General features: G+C 56.1%; 15 protein-coding genes. 10 read left to right on the top strand and 5 right to left on the bottom strand.

Annotated elements, in window-relative coordinates:
- Window position 1 precedes the first annotated feature (1 nt).
- The 3 genes from YU9_RS0110720 (at window position 2) to YU9_RS0110710 (ending at window position 3913) form a co-directional block, all read left to right on the top strand.
- Window positions 2-586, top strand: coding sequence for a hypothetical protein (locus YU9_RS0110720; protein WP_245266338.1), 585 nt, complete (start codon window positions 2-4; stop codon window positions 584-586).
- A gap of 255 nt (window positions 587-841) precedes the next feature.
- Window positions 842-3097: a polysaccharide biosynthesis tyrosine autokinase gene (locus tag YU9_RS0110715; protein WP_027572820.1), complete on the top strand. Its 2256-nt coding sequence runs from the start codon at window positions 842-844 to the stop codon at window positions 3095-3097.
- 63 nt (window positions 3098-3160) lie between these two features.
- Window positions 3161-3913 (top strand): hypothetical protein, encoded by a 753-nt coding sequence (locus YU9_RS0110710; RefSeq protein ID WP_156951809.1) that lies wholly within the window; start codon window positions 3161-3163, stop codon window positions 3911-3913.
- A gap of 395 nt (window positions 3914-4308) precedes the next feature.
- Here YU9_RS0110710 and YU9_RS0110705 read toward each other — a convergent pair whose 3' ends face one another.
- Window positions 4309-5691, bottom strand: coding sequence for a family 16 glycosylhydrolase (locus tag YU9_RS0110705; RefSeq protein WP_027572818.1), 1383 nt, complete (start codon window positions 5689-5691; stop codon window positions 4309-4311).
- A 5-nt stretch (window positions 5692-5696) separates the two neighbouring features.
- Here YU9_RS0110705 and YU9_RS44570 point away from each other — a divergent pair, with 5 nt between their 5' ends.
- The 3 genes from YU9_RS44570 to YU9_RS0110690 all read left to right on the top strand — a co-directional run bounded on the left by YU9_RS44570 (window position 5697) and on the right by YU9_RS0110690 (window position 9367).
- The gene (locus tag YU9_RS44570) at window positions 5697-6755 is read left to right on the top strand and encodes a glycosyltransferase family 2 protein (protein WP_051380371.1); all 1059 of its coding nucleotides are present in this window, start codon (window positions 5697-5699) and stop codon (window positions 6753-6755) included.
- Window positions 6756-6846: 91 nt separating this feature from the next.
- Window positions 6847-8010 (top strand): glycosyltransferase, encoded by a 1164-nt coding sequence (locus YU9_RS45615; RefSeq protein ID WP_198028224.1) that lies wholly within the window; start codon window positions 6847-6849, stop codon window positions 8008-8010.
- A gap of 61 nt (window positions 8011-8071) precedes the next feature.
- On the top strand, window positions 8072-9367 hold the full coding sequence (locus YU9_RS0110690; RefSeq protein WP_027572816.1) for a hypothetical protein: 1296 nt from the start codon (window positions 8072-8074) through the stop codon (window positions 9365-9367).
- Window positions 9368-9383: 16 nt separating this feature from the next.
- Here YU9_RS0110690 and YU9_RS41245 read toward each other — a convergent pair whose 3' ends face one another.
- From YU9_RS41245 to YU9_RS0110675, 3 genes are all read right to left on the bottom strand, one after another.
- A complete protein-coding gene (locus YU9_RS41245) occupies window positions 9384-10514 on the bottom strand; it encodes a glycosyltransferase (RefSeq protein ID WP_084298938.1) in 1131 nt (376 codons plus the stop codon).
- Window positions 10475-11872, bottom strand: a complete 1398-nt coding sequence (locus YU9_RS0110680; protein ID WP_198028223.1) for an oligosaccharide flippase family protein — start codon at window positions 11870-11872, stop codon at window positions 10475-10477. Before YU9_RS0110680 ends, YU9_RS41245 begins: the two co-directional genes overlap by 40 nt.
- 192 nt (window positions 11873-12064) lie before the next feature.
- Window positions 12065-13507: an undecaprenyl-phosphate glucose phosphotransferase gene (locus tag YU9_RS0110675; RefSeq protein WP_245266337.1), complete on the bottom strand. Its 1443-nt coding sequence runs from the start codon at window positions 13505-13507 to the stop codon at window positions 12065-12067.
- Between the two features lie 306 nt (window positions 13508-13813).
- Here YU9_RS0110675 and YU9_RS0110670 point away from each other — a divergent pair, with 306 nt between their 5' ends.
- The 3 genes from YU9_RS0110670 to YU9_RS0110660 all read left to right on the top strand — a co-directional run bounded on the left by YU9_RS0110670 (window position 13814) and on the right by YU9_RS0110660 (window position 17920).
- Window positions 13814-14815, top strand: coding sequence for an ABC transporter substrate-binding protein (locus tag YU9_RS0110670; protein WP_256375872.1), 1002 nt, complete (start codon window positions 13814-13816; stop codon window positions 14813-14815).
- Window positions 14816-15583: 768 nt separating this feature from the next.
- Window positions 15584-16558 (top strand): GDP-L-fucose synthase, encoded by a 975-nt coding sequence (locus YU9_RS0110665; protein WP_027572812.1) that lies wholly within the window; start codon window positions 15584-15586, stop codon window positions 16556-16558.
- A gap of 57 nt (window positions 16559-16615) precedes the next feature.
- On the top strand, window positions 16616-17920 hold the full coding sequence (locus YU9_RS0110660) for a WcaI family glycosyltransferase (RefSeq protein ID WP_027572811.1): 1305 nt from the start codon (window positions 16616-16618) through the stop codon (window positions 17918-17920).
- 93 nt (window positions 17921-18013) lie between these two features.
- Here the strand turns inward: YU9_RS0110660 and gmd are convergent, their stop codons facing one another.
- Window positions 18014-19105 (bottom strand): GDP-mannose 4,6-dehydratase, encoded by a 1092-nt coding sequence (gmd, locus tag YU9_RS0110655; protein ID WP_027572810.1) that lies wholly within the window; start codon window positions 19103-19105, stop codon window positions 18014-18016.
- 469 nt (window positions 19106-19574) lie between these two features.
- Here gmd and YU9_RS41240 point away from each other — a divergent pair.
- Window positions 19575-20131 (top strand): cadherin-like domain-containing protein (locus YU9_RS41240; protein ID WP_036017225.1); only part of this gene is annotated, 557 nt, incomplete at its 3' end.

Here is a 20131-nt window from a genome sequence, read left to right as displayed (position 1 = left end):
CATGGCTGCCGCTGCGGCTTTCGCCGCGACGATTAGTTCGGCCGCCAGCGCCGCCATTTACCCGCCGCAGCGCCAGCTGCCGGCCACCGTCATTTCCGACTTCAAGGCTTCCCCCAACAGCCTGTTGCAGCAATATCCGACTGGCGGCCCGCAGCTGATCTCGCGCGTGCGCGACCTCGGCGCCTCTGATCCGACCACGCTCCCGGGCCTGATCGCGCTTCTGAAAGATCCCGCGACTACCAAGGACCAAATGCGCGCGATCGTCGCCGGCCTCGCCCAGGTCGCCCGCATGGCCGCGCAGCAGGATCAAGCCTATGGCAACGAGATCCAGGCCGCGATCGCTGGCACCAATGCTGACGTGATTGCTGCCTATCAAGCCGCGATCGGTGACGTCACAATCGCTGCTACTGGCGGCGCGGGAGGCGGTGGCACCGGTGCAGGGGGCCCGACCGGAACCAGCGGCCTCGCGACCGGCGGTAGTGGCGGCGGTGGTACTTCGTTCGGTAACAACACCACCGCCAACAACGCCACAGGCATTGGTAGCGGTTCTGTGGGTAGCTCAACGAATAGCGTGAGCCCTCGTTGATCATCGACCTCGCGGTCGCAATGAAGCTTTCAGCGGCGCCATTGAGGCGCCGCTTTGTTTTTTGCCGTTAAGGTTCACGGCAGATAGCGCGTCGAACTAGCTGTGTGTGATACCAACCACGTTCAACCGCAGGCGAGATTGTGATAGTCTTTACAAATAATGTAGGCTTAGGGATCGGGTTCGCTGCGGACGCCTCGGAGCAGTTCGGAAGACTCTGATTCGTAAGATAATTGATTGGTTTCAGGAATTTGCTAGATGTTGCAGGTGAACAAGCCAACCTCGGAGATCAGCCGTGATTTCGCCGAGGTCGACGGCAACTCCTCCCGCACGCTCACCTCATATCTCGATACTGTCCGCCGCCAATTTCCGACAATGTTGGCGATTGTATCGGCTTGCATGATTCTGGCGCTGCTCTATCTCTTCACTGCTGCGCCGCTGTTCACCTCGACCGCCTCGATGGTGATCGACACGCGCAAGGTGCAACTGTTCCAGCAGCAATCGATGCTCGGCGATGTCGCCATCGATTCAGCGACTGTCGAAACCCAGGTTGAAATCCTGAAATCGGAGAACATCAGCCTCGCCGTGATCCGCGATCTTCATCTCACGGAAGATCCCGAATTCACGGGCAGCAGTGCGGGCTTGCTCGGCATGACCATCAGCTCTGTGACCGGCCTGTTCTCCTCCGGCTTCGCGCCTTCTGAGTTCGAGCTCACGCGTAAGGCTCTTCAGCGATTCGAGAGCAACCGATCGATCAAGCGCCTCGGCGTCACCTATGTGATGGAAATCAGCTTCACCTCACGCGACCCGCAAAAGGCCGCTCGCATTGCGAATGCAATCGCTGATACCTACATCGTGGACCAGCTCGAAGCTAAGTATCAGGCGACGCGCCGCGCAAGCGTCTGGCTCCAGGACCGCATCAAGGAGTTGCGCACTCAAGCTTCAGCAGCGCAGCGGGCGGTGGTAGATTTCAAGACCGCGAACAATATTGTCGATACCGGCGGGCGGTTGATGAACGAACAGCAACTCGCGGAGGTCAACAGCCAGCTGGTGCTGGCGCATGCCTCCACAGCCGAGGCCAAAGCCCGGCTTGACCGCATCAACGACATCCTCAAGCAGGACATTCCGGACGCCAACGTTGCCGACGCGCTGAAGAACGACACCATCGTTAAGCTGCGCGGACAATATGTCGACATGGCCTCCAAGGAATCGATTTGGTCAATGAAATACGGATCCGATCATCTTGCGGCCGTCAACCTGCGCCGGCAGATGGCCGAGATCAAGAAGAACATCATCGACGAGCTGAAGCGTATCCAGGAATCTTACAAGAGCGATTACGACATCGCAATGACCCGTGAGGAGGCAATCAAGTCTAGCCTCGCTAACGTCGTCTCGGAATCGCAGCTCACCAACCAGGCGCAAGTGCAACTCCGCGAGCTCGAGAGCAATGCGCAGAGCTACCAGGCGATGTATGACAATTTCCTCCAGCGCTACATGGAGAGCGTGCAACAGCAGTCGTTCCCGATCACCGAGGCCCGCGTAATCAGCGCAGCGACCACACCGCTGGTCAAGAGCGCTCCAAAGACGCTGGTGATCCTTGCGGTGAGCTTGCTCGCCGGCCTGATGGTGAGCTTCGGGGTCGCCGTGGCGCGTGAGTACGCTGACAGCGTATTCCGTACGACAGCGCAAGTCGAGGAGGAGCTAGGGGCCAACTGCGTGGCCATCGTTCCGGCGCTCGGCAGTACCGGGTCGACGCCAATATTGGGCGGCAAGCTTAGCCGGCGAAATAGCAATCCGCAGCCGGACCTTCTGCGCTTTGTCGTCGACAATCCTCTATCACGCTTCTCTGAGGCGGTGCGATCGCTGAAAGTTGCTATAGACCTGAACTCCATCGTGCGCGAGAACCGCGTGCTGGCGGTGACCTCGACTCTTCCTAACGAAGGTAAGAGCACGCTTTCGACCAACCTTGCGCAGCTTATTGCCCATGGTGGAGCGAGGGTCATTCTGGTCGATGTCGATCTGCGTAACCCATCGCTTTCTCGCTCCTTGATCCCGGATGCGCAGGTTGGTCTCGTCGACTTAGTTACGCACAAAGTTCAACTCGAGGATGTCGTCGCCGTCGATCCTCAGACCCAACTCGCCATCTTGCCTGCCGGCGCAACTTCGAAGCTCCTGCACACCAACGAGATTCTGGCTTCCAAGCCGATGCGCGATCTCGTCGCGGTGCTGCGTGCGAAATATGATTACGTGGTGCTCGACATGCCGCCGATGGCGCCCGTGGTGGACGTGCGCGTCACCACCCCCTTCGTCGATTCGTACGTATTCGTCGTGGAGTGGGGGAAGACCAAGATCGACGTCGTACGGCACAATTTGCGCGGCGCGCCGGAGATCCAGGACAAGCTTTTGGGTGTCGTTCTGAACAAGGCTGACACTAAGCTTCTCTCTCGCTATGAATCCTACCACGGCCGCCATTACTATCAAAAGTACTACGCCCGCTATGGGTATGTGGAATAGTGAGCGTCGCGCAGCCGCGGTGGTCTAAGGGCTGCCTGGCGTCTCGAAGGATATTCTGCGAGAATGCCTTTCTTTGCATGTGTGAGGTCTTTGCTGTTTGTGTTTGGTGTTCTTGGGGTCATCTGGCCTCTCGAAGCGCTGCCCGCGCTTCTGGTGGCGGTGCCAGTCAAGGAGCCAATGGCGCGCATCCTCGCTGCTGACCGTTTCAAGCCGGGCGCGTTGAACGGAGTAGTTGCCGCGCTGCAAGCTCAATCGAGGCCAACGATCGCGCGCAATGATGTCGCGCGGGCGGAAGCACTGATCGGGCTGCGGATTGCAGAAGAAGGAGCAGGGCGAAGGAGCGCGGAGGAGACCGACTTCGAAGCAGCCAAGGCAGAGGTGAAGATCAGGACTTCGCTTGGGCTCAACCCGGCCGATTCATTTCTGTGGCTGATGCTGTATTCCGTGGAGACCGCTTATCATGGTTTCGACGAGAAGATCTTTAGCTTTCTCTCTCAATCCTACAGCACTGGTCCGATCGAGGGCTGGATCGCGCTTCGACGAAATAAGTTGGCTCTCGCCACCTTTCCGAAGTTGAGTGGGACCACGCAAGAAAAAGTGGTCTCGGAGTTTTCAGGCATGGTGGATAGCGAATTTACTGATGCTGCCGCGCTGAACTTCATGGGCGTGGGCTGGGCGGAAAGGGAGCGTCTGCTGGCCAGCATTGCAGATGCGAACATCATCCCACGCGAGGCTTTTGCAAAACAGTTGGCCCGAGAGGGACTAAAAATCCATGTCCCGGGGGTTGAAATCGATGAGAGGATATGGCGTCGATGACGATGGACATGCCATGGAAGCTTACTGCAGTCGGTCTGCTGCTGTCGTTGTCGTCTGGTGGGTATGCGCAAACGGTCTCACACAATCCGCCGAGATTGACCTTTCAAGGGCCGGCTGAGCAATCGGGATCGACGGTAATACGGGATGCGCTTGGAAGGCCCTGTTTGGACGTTGAAGCGGCAGCGAGGGCGCATGTAGCCAATCCTAACGCCTTTGATCACGTCGTCAGCATCAAGAACAACTGCCCTCGATTGGTGAAGGTGACCGTATGCTACGCGAGTTCCGACAGATGTACGGACACAACCCTTGCCAGTTATGCCAGGTCTGACGTTATCTTGGGGACGATGACAGGCGTAAAGCTGTTTAAGTATTCAATGAGACAACGATAGTTGCCGCTATTGCCGACGCAGGATCAGCAGGCGGCAGGTTTTGGATTTGACCGGTTGTTTAACCCCGGTGTCACAGGCCAACGGGACGTGCCAACCTTGCGTTTCCCTTCCGCTCGATGATATTTCCGCGAACAGTGTGAAATTCCCCCGCTGAGAAAGTGCCGGAAGCGCCAGGCGAATTTTTCTGGTGCCGTCCACTCCACGCTCTCCCAGATGCTTCACACGTTTTGCATACAATGTCGTGCGGGCATTTGTGGTCTCATCAAGCAAGAAGATGTTAATCGTCTCGTCTCGCCACGTATCGTCCGGCAGCCTTATGGGTACTTCCACCTCCGTGGGGCCCTCGTTAGACAAGAGACTAGCCCCCGATGGATCGCGAGCAAGAGAGGATCGGACAGGCAAGAACGTTGGCTTCGGCATATCGCCATGATCAGTTTCGTACGAAAATTGAACTGGATCAGGAGTTGCTTTGCTTCCACCACAGAGTCTGGAACCCTCATTCGAGGGAGTAAATTGACAAACGTGAACGTAGTCTATTCTGAACGACTGGGGGAACGCGGATTCGTCAATCCCGTGCCGGCCAGCCCATCCGGCACCACCTATCGCAAAATTCAAAATCACCTGGGCTGGCGGGCCCAATACACCGTCCGGACGTAGCCAACTGTAGGGACGAGAATAAATCAGTCGTCCGTCCCAAAAGAACGAGATCTTGTTAGGGGCCCATACCAAACCAGCGGTGTGCCAACCCGCGTTCAAAGGAACGTCAGCACGCATCTGGTTGCGGCGAGCATTGAAGGATGGGTCAACGAACGTGAACACACTCGCTGGAGCCTTATCTTGAGCTCCCGAGTGCAACATCGTATCTTTGTCCTCGACCTCGTTTATGACGTATTCAAATATATCGATTTCCGGTGGGTGCCAGGTACGTCCGTCCCGATCATAGTCGCCTAGCAGCCAAAAGGCTGGCCATATCCCCTTTCCTTTAGGTAGGAAAACGCGGGCTTCAAAATAGCCATAGTAAAAGGTTTGATGTGTCCGGATCATACCAGAATCGAGGTAATCCGAATTTCCCTTCTTGGCGATCAGGCTCAAAACGCCATCCGAGAGAAGGTGGCTATCGCGATAACGCTGAGCCTCGTCCTTGAAGTGGTCCAGCGTTTCATTTTCGTAAATATAGCGAGTGGCCCACTTATCCCTATCCAGGACGTTAGTGCTGAACTCATCCGAAAATACCAATTTCCAGCCGCTTGCGGTCGCCGATCCAATTGTCAAGGATATGGGAATTAAGATTGACGACAGAATCCTGGCCGCTCTCTTGAGTGAAGCAATAGAACGATAGCTCTCAAAGGCCATGTCCAGATTTTCCTTCCGTGTCAGCAGACCAGGCATTTCGAATGACTCTTCGACCAACAATCAGCGTTATTATAACGAATTATAATTACGAGGAATACATCGGGCACGCCATCCAGAGCGTGCTGTCGCAGACCCGCCTGCCGGACGAGATTATCGTGATCGACGATGGGTCCACGGATTCATCCTCCGACATTATTCGCTCTTACGGAGACCGCGTTCGGGCGGTGCTTCAATCGAACCAGGGCATACGCAGCGTCACGAGTACTGGTTATGCTATCTCCACCGGCCAAATTGTCATGTACCTGGATGCCGACGATCTCCTTTATCCGACTGCCGCCGAACAAGTCGAGAAGGCGTTCGGTCCCGGCATTGCAAAGGTGCAGTTTGACCTGGACGTCATCGACGAACATGGTCGCCGTCTTGGCAGACGTATGCCGGATTTTTCCCGGGGGGCCCTCACGGAGGCGGAATTAGCTCGCGAGTTCAGCCAAACGGGCACGTACCGTTGGCCCGTTACCTCGGGGAACGCCTACTCACGGGATTTTTTGAGCCAAGTGATGCCGATCAGCCCGCCAGTATCTTTGGATGGAGTTCTCAATACCGTCGCTCCACTCTATGGGGGAATCATCACCATCTCGGACCCGCAAGGTCAGTATCGCGTGCATCAAAGAAACAACAGCCGAAGGAGCCTCAGCGGGAACATTGCTTTCATCCCGGATTTTGCAACTAGAATCAGGTATCGTAAGGAGGAGTTCGATATTTTGCGGGAGCACGCGGCTCGTCTGGGGCGCGCGTTGCCCAGCGGAGATTTCCTCGACCACGAATTGGTGTTCCTGAACTATCGGATCATGGCGCGAAAATTACTGCGCGAGGATGGGAGCGATCATACCAGATCTCTCCTCGATCTGTGGACGAAAGGCATGATTGCGATAGGTCGTGGTCACTTCCGGTGGAGTGTCGCCCTTAAGCACACGATATGGATATGCAGCGTAACACTGTTGCCCGCGTCCTTGGCGCAGAGACTGATCGCAATGCGCTTCTCGAGAACTCATTGGCGTTCGAATGTTCGTAGTCTCCTCGCGCGTTCATCCCGCATATAGCGAGCTGGGCTTGTCTTGCTTATGCGAACGAACGTGATCCGTACCGCTAGCACAGCTAGCGGGGGAGATTGGAATCCGTTAGGGGGTGCTCTTGAAACAAGTCCTTTGGATATCTGGACGTGTCCCGTCGCCACTCTACAGTGGGGACGCGCTCTACTCTGCCGGGCTAATTGAGGCTCTCGCCTCTACCGGGCAAGCTGCTGTTCATGTCTTCGGAACTCAAAGAGACGGTCACAGGAATGACGAGAAGCTGTTTGGTCTGCCGGATGTGACGTGCAGCATCGTTCCGCCCCCGCTTGGGACTGGACTCGGCAGCCTAATTTCCTCGCTGCCAAGAGATGCATATAATCTCGCTTCTGCGCCTTTGCGAGAAGGTCTCAAAGATATCCTAGGCCGGGCGTGGGATTGGATAGTTATTGATCATGCCAATTCGGCCGGCGTTCTAGATCTGATCAAGGATCGTCGCGTGCCGATCTGTTATATTGCCCATAACGCGGAAGGGGCGATCCGTCCAACTATTTCCCGGGAATTCAAGGGCGTCGCTCGACGAGCCATCATGAGGATAGATGCCGAGAAGTACCGTCGCCTAGAACGAAAAGTCGTTGCGGCTGCAGATGCAGTGATTTGCATCACAAGCGACGATGCTTCGTACTTTGATCGACACTGCTCCAATATTCATGTCATTCCGCCGGTGTACCTTGGCGCGGCGAGCCCTCGCCGCGCCATTCATGCGGCTTGTCCGAGAGCTTTGGTCCTGATTGGATCCTTCGAATGGGCTGCGAAGCAGCGAAACCTGCAGCAGATACTGGACTTGCTCGTCCCAACTCTTCGACGAAATGCAGTCAACCTTCAGGTCGTTGGCGCGGTGCCGGGAGCGATCCGGGCGAAGTACGAAGGAGATGAATCTGTAACCTTTCTTGGCCGCTTGCCTGATGTGCAACCGATTTTTGAAGCGTGCAGGGGAGGGCTAGTCGCGGAGGTCCTGGGGGGAGGCTTCAAACTGAAGATATTGGACTATGCGTTAGCCGGCTTGCCAATCTTCGGGTTGAGGCCCGCGTTAAGCGGCATGGCTCCGGAGGAGCGTTCTGCAATGTTTGCGGCTGATAATATGAGCGAACTAGCTGACCTCATCGTCAACAACATCGATGATTTGGAAGGACTCAACCACTGCCAAATAAAACTTCAGAGCTTGGTGGCGCAGCGATTTGGCCTTGCAGCGGGAATGCTGCGCATGAGCCGCGTCTTTCTGGAGTAATGGACTTGCGACCGCTCATTCAGCAGTCTCGATCACTGTTTCTTGGACTAGGTGCCGTGGAATGATGGCAAGAGTCCAGGCTTCTCCGGCCTTCTGGGAGGGACGACGTCAGGTCGTGGCAGGTCGAGCCGCCATCGAGCTGACCCGGCTCGCAAAGCTCGCTATCTGGTGCTCCATCGTTTCGTTACTCTTCCTCTCGCAGATCGCCGTCAATATCGGTGAATTTCCCGCTTCAACCGATCTATTTTGCTATCTGGCATTCAGCGCTTATCTTCTCGGGTCCGGGTTCGCGACGCTGGAAGTTTCAATTGCCCTACTTTGGCTGGCTGTCGGGGCAATCGGCTCCAGTCGAATAGCCTATTCGACGGAGCCGACCTCATGGGCCTCCCTTTTTTTGCTTCTCTGTCTCTATGCTCCGTTTTCAGTCAGACTTGTTCACCGCGATGGGATGGAACGAGTCAGCGAATACGTCCGATCTACGTTCGTTATTTTGACGGCGGTCATAGCCGCAATTGCAGTTCTTCAGCTGTTAGCTGTGAATGTCTTCAGAGCGTCCAGCCTCATAAACATCGCGTTCATCTTGCCTGATGAAATTCGCGGAGCTGGCACTTATTCGTTCTTTCGAGAGAGCGGCGGTATCGTTAAGGCCAATGGCTTCTTCTTGAGAGAATCTGCGACGCTATCCATTTTAACTGCGCTTGGTTTCTTGCTCGAATACCATTCAGAGCGAAGAAAGCTCTTCATAATCGTTCTTTTGCTAGCCGGGCTGCTGTCGTCGGTCTCGGGCTCTGGTGTCATGATCGTCATAGTAGCCTTTCTCGTGCCGACCTCTCTAAGGAAGATTCCGTTTTTTGTGGGCGCGCTTATGTTTCTTTTTGCGTTACTTACGTACGGTTCCGAAATTCCTGGACTAAGTTTGTGGCTTGATCGTCTGTCGGAGTTCGATAGCCGTGGCTCAAGCGGCTACGCAAGATTTGTCGCTCCGATTCAGATGCTGGAGCGAAGCGTTGCAAACGGAGATCTTGCAATCTGGCTTGGCAATGGCGGTGGAAGTTATCTTCGTACAGTTGCTGCGCTTCAGCTGAAATATGAAATCAACGATCCAACCTGGGCAAAGCTGATCTATGAGTATGGCGTAGCCGGCTTTTGCATTGTCGTTGGCCTCTTTGCATACCGGTTGTACTCGAGCCGTCTCCGCCCAGAGATTTGCACCGCAATTCTGTACGCTTGGATCAGTGCAGGTAACGTCTTGAAGCCGGATTTTGTGCTTTTGGTTTGGATGTTGAGCCTGGTCCACGAGGATCGCAAGTCGCTGTTTCGCGCGATTCCACGCGATGAATCCAAGCAACGAAGCTGAGCTGCTTCTGATTTGCTCAGGCCGACTGAATCGTTCGCTGCACAAATCTGGGGCGAGACATCGGAGCAAACCGCCAAGAAATGAGGACGCGGGCAATTCGTTTCGGTGCAACAGCGACAGATACCAGCCAGAATGACATTGCCATATGTCTCAGCGGTGTGAGCCCCTGCGGGCTGCAGGTAGCGACTAGGCCATCTCTCAAACAGCTCAAGACCGCGTCATTGTGAATCGGATGGCTTTCATGCGCGAGCCGCAAAGACGCGATACGCATTGCAAGATTATAGAACCCGTAGCGCCACCGGTCGGGAGCGACCTCAACGCCGAACTTCTGTGCGACCTTGGCGCCGTACTCAGTGCGCGTAATGTGTCTTCCCAAATCCCGTGCTATGCGGGCCAAGTCCAGAGTCAGTTGGGCGCCATCATTCCTGCCGTGAATTCTATACGAAATCAGCGGCTTGCAGACGGTCAATACATCACCCAGCAGGGGAGCCGTCGCCAGAAAATAGCTGTCGATCCATCTATCCATGTTTTGTTGTAGCGGAAAGATCTGTTCAAGAAAGTCTCTTGAAAGCAGGTTTCCAGACGTTGGGGGGGTCGGATAGCTAGCAGTGGTGGCCAGCGATTTCCTGATCTTCTCAGGCGTGGTGTTCTTATTGTATTTCGGGAACACGCTCCCGAGAAATCGGCCACTCTCGTCGACTAGCCTCATTTGAAACTGAATCGATGACCACCCGGGTCTCATCACAGTCTTAGCTTCGCGAAGCAAGGATGGATGGACAGTATCGTCTGCATCGAGAAACAGAACCCACTCGCCTTTGCTAATGCGATAGCCCTCTTCGGCAGCGCTCGCCTGGCCTCGATTGGCTTGGAAGATCATCTTGATGCCGCGAGATGCGAATGATTCGATGATGCTTCGGGATCGATCCGTCGAGCCGTCATCGACGACGATCACTTCAACATTTGGCCAATCGATGTTAAGGGCACTCGAAATAGCTTCTCCGACAAATCTTTCGTAATTGTAGTTGCATATTATCACGGAAGCTAGTTTCGAGCGATCTGCTGGCGCGTGACAGGAATAGCTGGTGAGAGATGTCATTTCGAAGACCTTTATGGATTCCCAGATGGCTTCTGTCTTTGCGAGCGCCAAAGCTCAATCGCGAGCACCAGCGAATGCTTGGCGAGTATCAGCGACAATCCTGCATAGATTAGGAAACCAACAACTGACAGGAGCACTATGCTCAAGCTGGGCTGTGTGCCGGGCAGGAGTTGGCGCGTAAGATTGATTCCGATAGCCATCAGACCCGACGCGATCGACGGTGCGGCCAGCATGCGAAGGTGTGCATACGAGGAGAGGTCGCACTTGCGATAGACCAGAAGCGTCAGCAACGTGAGTGCTAAGCACTCACTACCGGACCAGACTGCCAAGGCGTAGTCTATGCCGGGAAGTCGGGTAGCGGCGATGGCCATGGCCATATACGCGAGGACTACAAGGTTGACCGAGCGGATGCTTTTGATCTCACCGATGGCGCTTAACAGCGATGTCATGAACAGGCGAGGAGCTTGAACAAGAACTATAAGGCTTAGCCAGAGCGCTGGCTCGGCGGCGGGTAGCCATTTCGTTCCAAAGATTACGCTGATGAGTTCAGGTGCTTCGCAACCGATCCCTACAAAGATCGGATATATCAAAGCGCACCCTATCGTGAGAGCAATTCTATATGCTCTCAGAAGCCGTTCCCGATCGTGCTGCAACCGAGCCATCGATGGAAGCATGACTTGCGAAATGGCGGTTGCAGAGATTGCCCATACTGTGTCGACGAGCCGAAAAGCCATGTTGAGAAAGCCGACTTTTTCGACACCGAGGAATACTCCTGTAAAGAAGATAAAGGCGCGCTTTGTGGCAAAGTTTGTCGCGAGTGACGTGACCGCTCCAACGCTATAGTTGAGCACATCAGCTAAAGGGCGCAGTTTTCTTGTCAGGCGAGGACGCCACTCGGTTAACAACACTAGTGTGGCAGAGCCTAGGATCGTCATTAGAAGCGATTGGATAACCAGAGACCAAATACCGAATCCCATCAAAGCTGCCAGTATTCCGATCGCTGCTCCAGCTGTGCGGCCAATTAGCGTGCGAATTGCTAGAATTCGAAAGCCGAATTCTTTTCGCAAGCGCGCGTTTAAAATGCTTGTTGGAGCTTCGAACAGCAGGCCAATTCCGAGCACGCGACCGACGTCACCAATTCGCGGATCGCCGACCAGGGCGGCCAGAAGCGGGAATATGGTCAGCAAGATGCCAAAGACGACAGCGCTGACAAGCAGCGATACTGTGAACGCCGCGTTAAAGTGGGCATCGCTTGCCTTGGGCTCTCGAACCAAGGCGTCGTGGAACAACATATTGGTAAAGATGCCGGCGACCTCGATCACCGACACAGCGACCGCGTAGGAGCCGAAGTCATTGGGATCAAGAAGCTTGGCAAAGATGATCAGCGCTACAAAGGAAACGGCGGTCAAGCTGCCGTTTTCGATTATGCTCCACCAGACAGAATGGATTGCAGTGCGTGCGAGCGACAAAGCTGGAGGACTCAAGTGGTTCTCAGGCGACAGCGGGATGCCACCAATCCTACCAAGCCCGAGCTAGAATGTTGAAGTGTTTGCATCGCAAATCCAGCGCGTGACCTTACTCAGTACGGCTCCGCGAGCCTGTCAATAGGCACTCGGGTTGAACAGAGTGAGGGTAGCTGTCCGAGCGAGAATCAAAGCATCCAGCCCCACGCTCCAATTATTGATGTACCACAGATCATACTCCACGCGCTTCTGCATCAGCTCGAGCGCGCGGGTTTCTCCGCGGTAACCATTAATTTGGGCCCAGCCGGTGATGCCGGGCTTGACGTGGTGACGGAACGCGTAGTTGCCGATGATCTGCTCATATTCGGTATTGTGGGCGGCCGCATGCGGGCGCGGGCCGACCAGCGACATGTCGCCCTTGAGCACGTTGAAGAGCTGCGGCAGCTCGTCGATCGAGGTCTTGCGCAGCCATTTGCCGATTGGCGTGACGCGCGGATCGTTCTTCTGCGCCTGTTGAATCGTCGGGCCGTCCTCGAGCACGCGCATGGTGCGGAATTTGAAGATCCTGAAGGAGCGCCCGCCAAAACCGTGGCGGGTCTGACGGAAGAACACCGGGCCCTTCGAGGTCAGCTTGATCATGATCGCGGTCACCAGCATCACGGGTGCGAACACCAGGAGCGCAAAGCTGGCGCCGATGAGATCCAGCGCGCGCTTGAGCGCGCGTTCGCGAAGGGTGAGCGGGGCGCGGCGCAGTTCGGCGGTGAAGGTGTTTCCGGTGCCTTGAAGCGGATAGCGCAGGAAGCGCGCTGTATTGGCGTCCGGCACCAGATGCACCGGGAGCGGCAAAATCTTCAGGACGTCCAGGATGCTGTCGATCGCATGCTGCCGGCTCCAGTTGATCAGCAAGAAGACGTGCTCGATCCGGTGCTCGCGCGCATAATTGATCATCTCTTCGAAGCGCGGGGCGAGCGAGGAGAGCAGCAGCGGGGAGGCGAGCTCCTTGGCCGGGATCTCCATCACCCGCATTAGGCGGTAGCCGTGCTGGCCGAGGTCGTCGACCGCGTTGGACGAGGTGGCAAGGCCGAACTCGGCGATCATGATGGCGCGGCCGTTGGCGAAGGCGCCGGTGCGCAAGGCATGCGCGGTCCAGCGTGCCGCAGCGATCTTCCAGGCGAGCAGGGCGGTGAGGCCGACCAGATAGAACGAGATCGTGGTGCCGCGGGAGAACTCGTCGCTGACCTTCATCGTGAAGGCGATCGCCAGCAGCGCGCCGAACAGGCCGGTCCACGTCGTCAGCATCAAACGGAACGTGCGCGGCAGATCGGTGACGGTGTTCAGCCGGTAGCCCTGCTGCACGGTCGTCAGAAGGATGAAATTGATTGCAACCAGCAGGCTGGCCGCCGCATAGATGTCGGCCTTGCCGAGCGTGCCCGCGGTGGTCACGTGATAGCCAGCCGCGCAGCCGATCCCGCTAACAACGATCAGCGCTGCATCGACCACAGCTATCAATCGTTCGACAACCACAGGGCGCAGCCAGCTCGGCGCAAACCCTATAGCTGCTACCGGAGATTGCTCGACCACGCGAATTTCCGCCACAGAATCAGGGACGGGCACCGGCCGAGTGGAAAGCGTTGTCATCCTGCCAAACCCATTGACGCAAAATTATTTACTTGAACAGCAGCGCTATCGGTCAAAATCGCTGTTAAAACAAGGCGAAGGAAAAATTAACCTTACCCTACAACTATATTGTCGTCCATCTCGCCTCAACTGATACGTCAAACTCCACAACTTGTTAGGAAGATCTCGTTGCCTCGAACCCAGTCCCGGCGAAGGGCCCGGCCGAGAGGGAAGTGGTACCTTGGCATCGGCCTTGCGGTCGTCGCTTCGGTGGGAATCGTGCTTCTCCTTCTTCGTTCCGATGCGACCCCTCCACAAGCGCGAACAGCTTCCAGGCCCGTAGCAGTCAAATTCGTCCTGGACGGGCCATATGGCGCACGGTTTGCCGGCGAACTCGCTGCGTCGAGGCAGGGATATTTCTCGTCCCGTGTAGAGTTGGCGGCCCAGCCCGAAGATCCTAATTTCGTCCAAGCGATCGCACGCCAACATGCCATCGGCGTGACGAGCGGCCAGAAGTTCTTGCTGGCTAGCTGGCGCGGCGTCCCGGTAACCGCCTTCGCCGCAAGCTTTCTCGACACCTGGGCCGCGATTTTCACGCTCGAAAGCTCGGGATTGCGCAGGCCGGCTGACCTGGTTGGAAAAAGGATCGGGTATCGCAGAGCGAGTGAGGGGGACGTCGTTTTCGATGCTATGATGGCGCAGCTCGGGCTTCCCCGAAGCCAGATGGCCAAGGTGCCTGACCGCGACGGCTTCGAGGCTCTGCGGACCGGGGAGGTGGACGCGATCATTGCCGCTATCGACGAGCAGCCGGATCCGTCGAAACCGACGTTCGCAAAGTTGAACGTCATTAAACCGCAGGACTATGGCATCCATGTCCCGGGCTTGGTCTACTTTGCAAGCAATGAACTCATCCATGATCAGCCGTCGGTTATCGCCGACGTCCTTCAGGGCCTCATTCGGGGGTGGCACTTTACCTATTCAGATTATGCCCGGAGCGTACCCGTTCTCGCCGGTGTCGGCTCGGTCGAGCTTAATGCCGAGCGACTGCGATTCGAGCTGCAGCAGCTACGCCCACTGGTGCTACCGACCGGCGGTCGCATCGGCGACTACGACGAAAGCCGCTGGCGGACGCTTCGGGATATTCTCATCTTCTCTAAGCTCGGCGAGGATGATGTGCCGTTGGCTCAAACGGTCAACTACCAGTTCCTTCGGGATGTGTACCGCCATTCACCGGAGCTGGCTTCCCCCGGGGCCTGGAGTGCGGAAAAGTAGGACCTGGAAGCCACACTTGTGTGCCATGTTGACCCAAAAGGGCTTTAACTGCCGCGGCATCGGTTGCTTTTCTGCCGGCAGCCTTGGTAAAATTCAATCCATTGTTTGGGCTAGTCGCGGGGCGGTCTGCGGACCGTGGCGCCGGTTGGCCGGGGCTGACAGGCAAGTTAGCCATCAAGTCCGCAGGGGCCAGGAGCTTTTTGGGATGTTCAAGATGTTGATGCGAGCAGGTTTTTTGGCCGCCGCCCTCTCCCTTGGCGCAGCAAGCGGAGCAAGTGCCGCGATGCAAATGCCAGCACCGGCAGCCCTGCTGACGGGCGCGAGCCAGGTAACGCCTGTTACGTTCTGGGCTCAGCCGTACCCATATCGGTATGTGCCGTGGCGCCGCTGCCCCCTGGTGCGGGTCGAGACACCCTATGGCTGGTATATGGACCGCGTTTGCGCGCCTGTCGGCCCTATCCTTCGTCGGGCGTACTGAGGTTGGGCTAACCGAGCGGCTGCCGTTTTTCGCCGAACTTTCAAGGCAGCCACACAGCTCAGCGGCCGCTTTGCTCATTTTGTTTCGCCGTGTGCTGCCCTTTTGTGCGCGCAGCACGGGTTCACCATGAATATCGTTATCGCGCCGGGATAGGCTGTCGCATAGTGAAGATTGTGTTACCAGATTGACGAGGCTGCATCGGCAGCATGATTGCGTAATGCGGCGGCCGGTAACCGAGATCTCACGGGAGTGGCCGTGATCCGGCCAATTGAGCTTTGGTAGAGGATAGGATGGCAGGAGGTTCAACCTTCGATCTCACGGGCAAACGTGTTTTTGTCGCGGGTCACCGCGGCATGGTCGGATCAGCTGTCGTCCGCAGACTTGCATCGGAGAATTGTACCCTGCTGGTTGCCGACCGGCATGAGCTGGACCTCACAAAGGAAGAGCCAACGCTGAAATGGATTCAGGCCAATCGTCCCGACATTGTGGTTCACGCCGCTGCTAAGGTCGGCGGTATCGCAGCCAACAACACTTTCCCAGTCGACTTTCTCTGCGACAATCTTGCGGTGGAATTGAACGTCATTCGCGCAAGTCACGCGGTTGGCGTGCAGCGCCTGTTGTTCCTCGGCTCATCCTGTATCTATCCCAAGCACGCCAAGCAGCCGATCGCTGAAAGCGAATTGCTGACGGGACCGCTTGAGCCGACCAACGAGTGGTATGCGATCGCGAAGATTGCCGGCCTCAAGATGTGCCAAGCGTATCGTCGTCAATATGGCGATGACTTCATCTCTGTGATGCCGACCAATCTCTACGGCCGCGGCGACAACTATCATCCGGATCACAGTCACGTGCCCGCAGCATTGATCCGGCGCTTCCACGAAGCCAAGATGGCTAATGCGCCCAGCGTCATCGTGTGGGGCACCGGCACGCCGCTCCGTGAATTTCTCAACGTCGATGATTTCGCGGATGCCTGCGTCTTCCTTTTGAAGAACTATTCAAGCGACCTGCCAATTAACGTCGGTAGCGGCGACGAGCTATCGATCGCAGACTTCGCTGCGGCTGTAGCCGAGGTCGTCGGCTACGAAGGTAGGTTGATCTTCGACACCTCCAAGCCTGATGGTACGCCGCGCAAGCTCCTGGATAGTTCACGGATTCATGCGCTTGGATGGCGGGCGACCACTTCCCTCCGGGCAGGGCTTGCTTCGGCCCTTGAAGACTTCCTTCAGGGCCATGGCCGTCATTTGGAGGTTAGCCGGGCCAGTTGAGCAGCCCCATACGTTGATTGCCAAATTCTTTGAATCGTTTTTCGTTGGATTGTATCAATGCGCATTCTGCTAGTCGGCATCAATTACGCGCCCGATCTCATTGGGGTGGCGAAGTATAATACGGAGCTGTGCGAAAGCCTCGTCGACGAAGGTCACGAAGTTAGGGTGATCACCGCGCCACCATATTATCCCAACTGGAAGATCCCGACGAAATTTAGTGCGTCATATTTCAGGGCAACGGATATCAATGGCGTCCGCGTCACGCGCACGCCGATTTACGTTCCTGCGCAGCCATCGGGTGGGAAACGCTTAATTCATCATGCATCCTTCGCATTGAGCAGCATGCTGCCGGTTACGAAAGAGGCATTCAGCTGGCGCCCTGATATCATGCTTTCGGCGGCCCCCTCATTGATGTCAGCTGCATTCGTCGCCTTCATCGCCCGCCGGATTCGCGCCAAGTCTTGGCTTCATGTGCAGGATTTCGAGGTCGACGCGGCCTTCGATCTGGGATTGCTCCAGAACGAGTATCTGCGAAGGGTGATGCTCAAGACGGAAGCTGCTATTGTCCGCTCGTTTGACAAGGTTTCATCGATCTCTCCGCAGATGGTCGATCGACTGCATGGCAAGGGTCTGGAGTTGGGACGCACAAGCGAGGTCAGGAATTGGATCGATACGAGTGCGATCTTTCCCGCATCTCGGCAGACAAGATACCGTCGAGAGCTGGGCATTCCTGCCACGGCGATTGTTGGGCTCTATTCAGGCACGATGTCGAACAAGCAGGGTCTAGATCTTGCAATCGATGCGACTGCCGCTCTGGACGATAGTCATCCCAATATTCATCTCATTCTTGCTGGCGAGGGGCCTCACAAAGCCAAGTTGGTCGAAATGGCGGACGGCCGCTCGAAAGTTCACTTCTTGGATTTGCAGCCCAATGAGAGTTTCAATGAGTTGATGGCGACCGCCGACTTTCATCTCATTCCTCAGAAGGCGGAGGCGGCCGACCTAGTCCTGCCTTCAAAGCTTGGCGCAATCCTGGCATCCGGCCGGCCGGTCATTGCAATGGCAAGTCGAGGGACTGGACTCGCCGCGGAAGTTGAGGGCGCTGGGCTAGTCGTTCCTCCGGGAGACTCGCGGGCGCTTGCCGCCGCAATTGTGAAGCTGAGCGAAGAACATGCGCTTTGCAAAGAGCTGGGTGCTGAGGGGCGAAGGCGTTCTATCGAGCGTTGGGATCGCCGAACGATCGTTCGACGCTGGGTCGAGGAGATGGCAGCCATGAAGGCTCCATTTGGTCCGGAGCCAAAACCCACCCTGATACCCAGGGCGGCCTCAATTCCGGTGAAGGATGCCGTTCCTCTGCCTTGATGAAAGCAGAAAAGCAGGTCGGCACACCCAATCTTGAATCGATAAGGGCGGGAGCGTTTAAGCTCCCGCCCTTCCGTTTACATTTGCCGCCATTCACTCGTGGCGCGGATAATATCTGAACCCGTGCTGCTTGATGAGTTCGTCGCGCTTTGCCGACTCGAGATCTTCCTTCATCATTTCTCGAACGAGGCTTTCGAACGATGTCTTGGGCTCCCAGCCGAGTTTCTGCTTCGCCTTTGACGGATCACCAAGAAGCGTCGCGACCTCAGTCGGACGGAAATAGCGGGGATCGACGGAAACAATGCACTTTCTTGTGGCAGCATCATATCCCTTTTCCTCGACGCCGCTGCCCTCCCATCGAATTGTTGTGCCCACTTCACTGGCGGCCACGTTGACGAAGTCCCTGACGGAGTGTTGTACGCCGGTCGCAATTACGAAATCTTCGGGCTTGTCCTGCTGCAGCATCAGCCATTGCATTTCGACATAGTCGCGCGCGTGTCCCCAATCGCGTAGGGCGTCCAAATTGCCGAGGTAAAGCCGTTCTTGAAGACCCAAATGAATGCGTGCGAGTGCCCGCGTGATTTTGCGTGTGACAAAGGTTTCGCCCCGGACCGGGGACTCATGGTTAAACAGGATGCCGTTGCATGCATACATATCGTATGCCTCACGGTAGTTGACCGTAATCCAATAGGCATAGAGCTTGGCGACAGCATACGGAGAGCGTGGGTAAAAGGGAGTTGTCTCCTTTTGCGGAGTCTCCTGAACCAGGCCATATAATTCGGACGTTGATGCCTGGTAGAACCTAGCTGTCTTCTCTAATCCGACGATACGCATCGCTTCGAGAATTCGGAGCGTACCAAGTGCGTCAGAGTTCGCCGTGTATTCTGGTTCCTCGAACGAAACGGCAACGTGGCTTTGCGCGGCGAGATTGTAGATCTCATGGGGTTGAATCTGACCAACAATACGTATGAGGCTCGAAGAGTCTGTCAGGTCGCCGTAATGCAGGCGGAACGCTGGGTTGGGTTCATGAGGATCCAGGTAAAGGTGATCGATGCGGTCAGTATTGAATAGCGAAGTCCGGCGCTTGATGCCGTGAACTTCATAGCCCTTCTCCAAGAGCAATTCAGCCAGATAGGCGCCATCTTGACCAGTCACACCGGTAATCAGTGCACGTTTTTTTGTCATAGCAATCTCTAAGCTCGATACCCCGTTCGTACTCGAAAACCGGGCCAATAGGGAGAGGTCGGGCCGAAAAATCAAGCTTAGATTAACGGCTCTTGAGGCCTCCCAGTCCGCAGGAGGTGTCGTGCTAACGCAGCTCGGGTTCATGCATACCCTATTTCAAAGAGCTCTTCGTGCTATGAGCAGGGACACCAGTGCGGGTCTTTGGGCACGGAAGGTCTTTCGACCGGATGGCACCCGTGCTAGCCGCGAACAGGTACTTGTCAAGGCGTTACTCATCAATCGGTTACAGTCCGGGAGCAATGCACACGCTCCTCGTTCGAACAATTAGCGAATGTTTCACGAAGTCGAAATTTTAGGTGAACGTTAAGCTCGCAAAGGCTGGGTACTGTTCTGATTCAATTTGTTGGGATCCGGGTAAGCCGATCTTGAAAGGGAGCGTGGATCGTAGCGCCACAAATGCGGGGCGCTCATGGCTAAATCAACAAAGACCCAGAACTACGCGAGCATCGTAATCGGTACTTCCGGCGACGACATTCTTTCTGGCGGCACGGGTAATGATTTGTTGACCGGAGGAGGCGGGCGCGACACGTTCCTGATCTCGAAAGGCTTTGGTTCCGACACCATCAGTGACTTTACCGGGGGGGCAGGTGGAGACATATTACAGGTCGAGAATTATGGCTTCGCAAATTTCGCCGCCTTCAAGGCCGCAGCAAAGCAAGTCGGGCCTGACGTTATTGTAGCTCTTTCAAGCAGCGAATCTCTTACGCTTAGCAACTTCAAGCTGAGCGCATTGGTTGCCGGGAATGTCCTGCTGGTCAATGAGATTGTCAATCATGCACCGGTGGCGGCCCCGGTAAGTTTGGTCGCGGGCATCGAGGACACCGCCTACACGATAAGTGCGGCGACCCTGCTAGCTGGAGTTACGGACGTCGACAGCTCCTCGCTGTCGATCACCTCGATCAGCGTGGCCAGCGGCGGCGGCAGCATTGTCAACAATGGCAGTGGCACCTGGACGTATACGCCGGC

The organism is Bradyrhizobium sp. WSM1743, from assembly GCF_000473065.1.
GTDB lineage: Bacteria > Pseudomonadota > Alphaproteobacteria > Rhizobiales > Xanthobacteraceae > Bradyrhizobium.
Note: the sequence above shows the minus strand (reverse complement) of the source record. Positions and strands in the feature narration are given on the sequence as shown.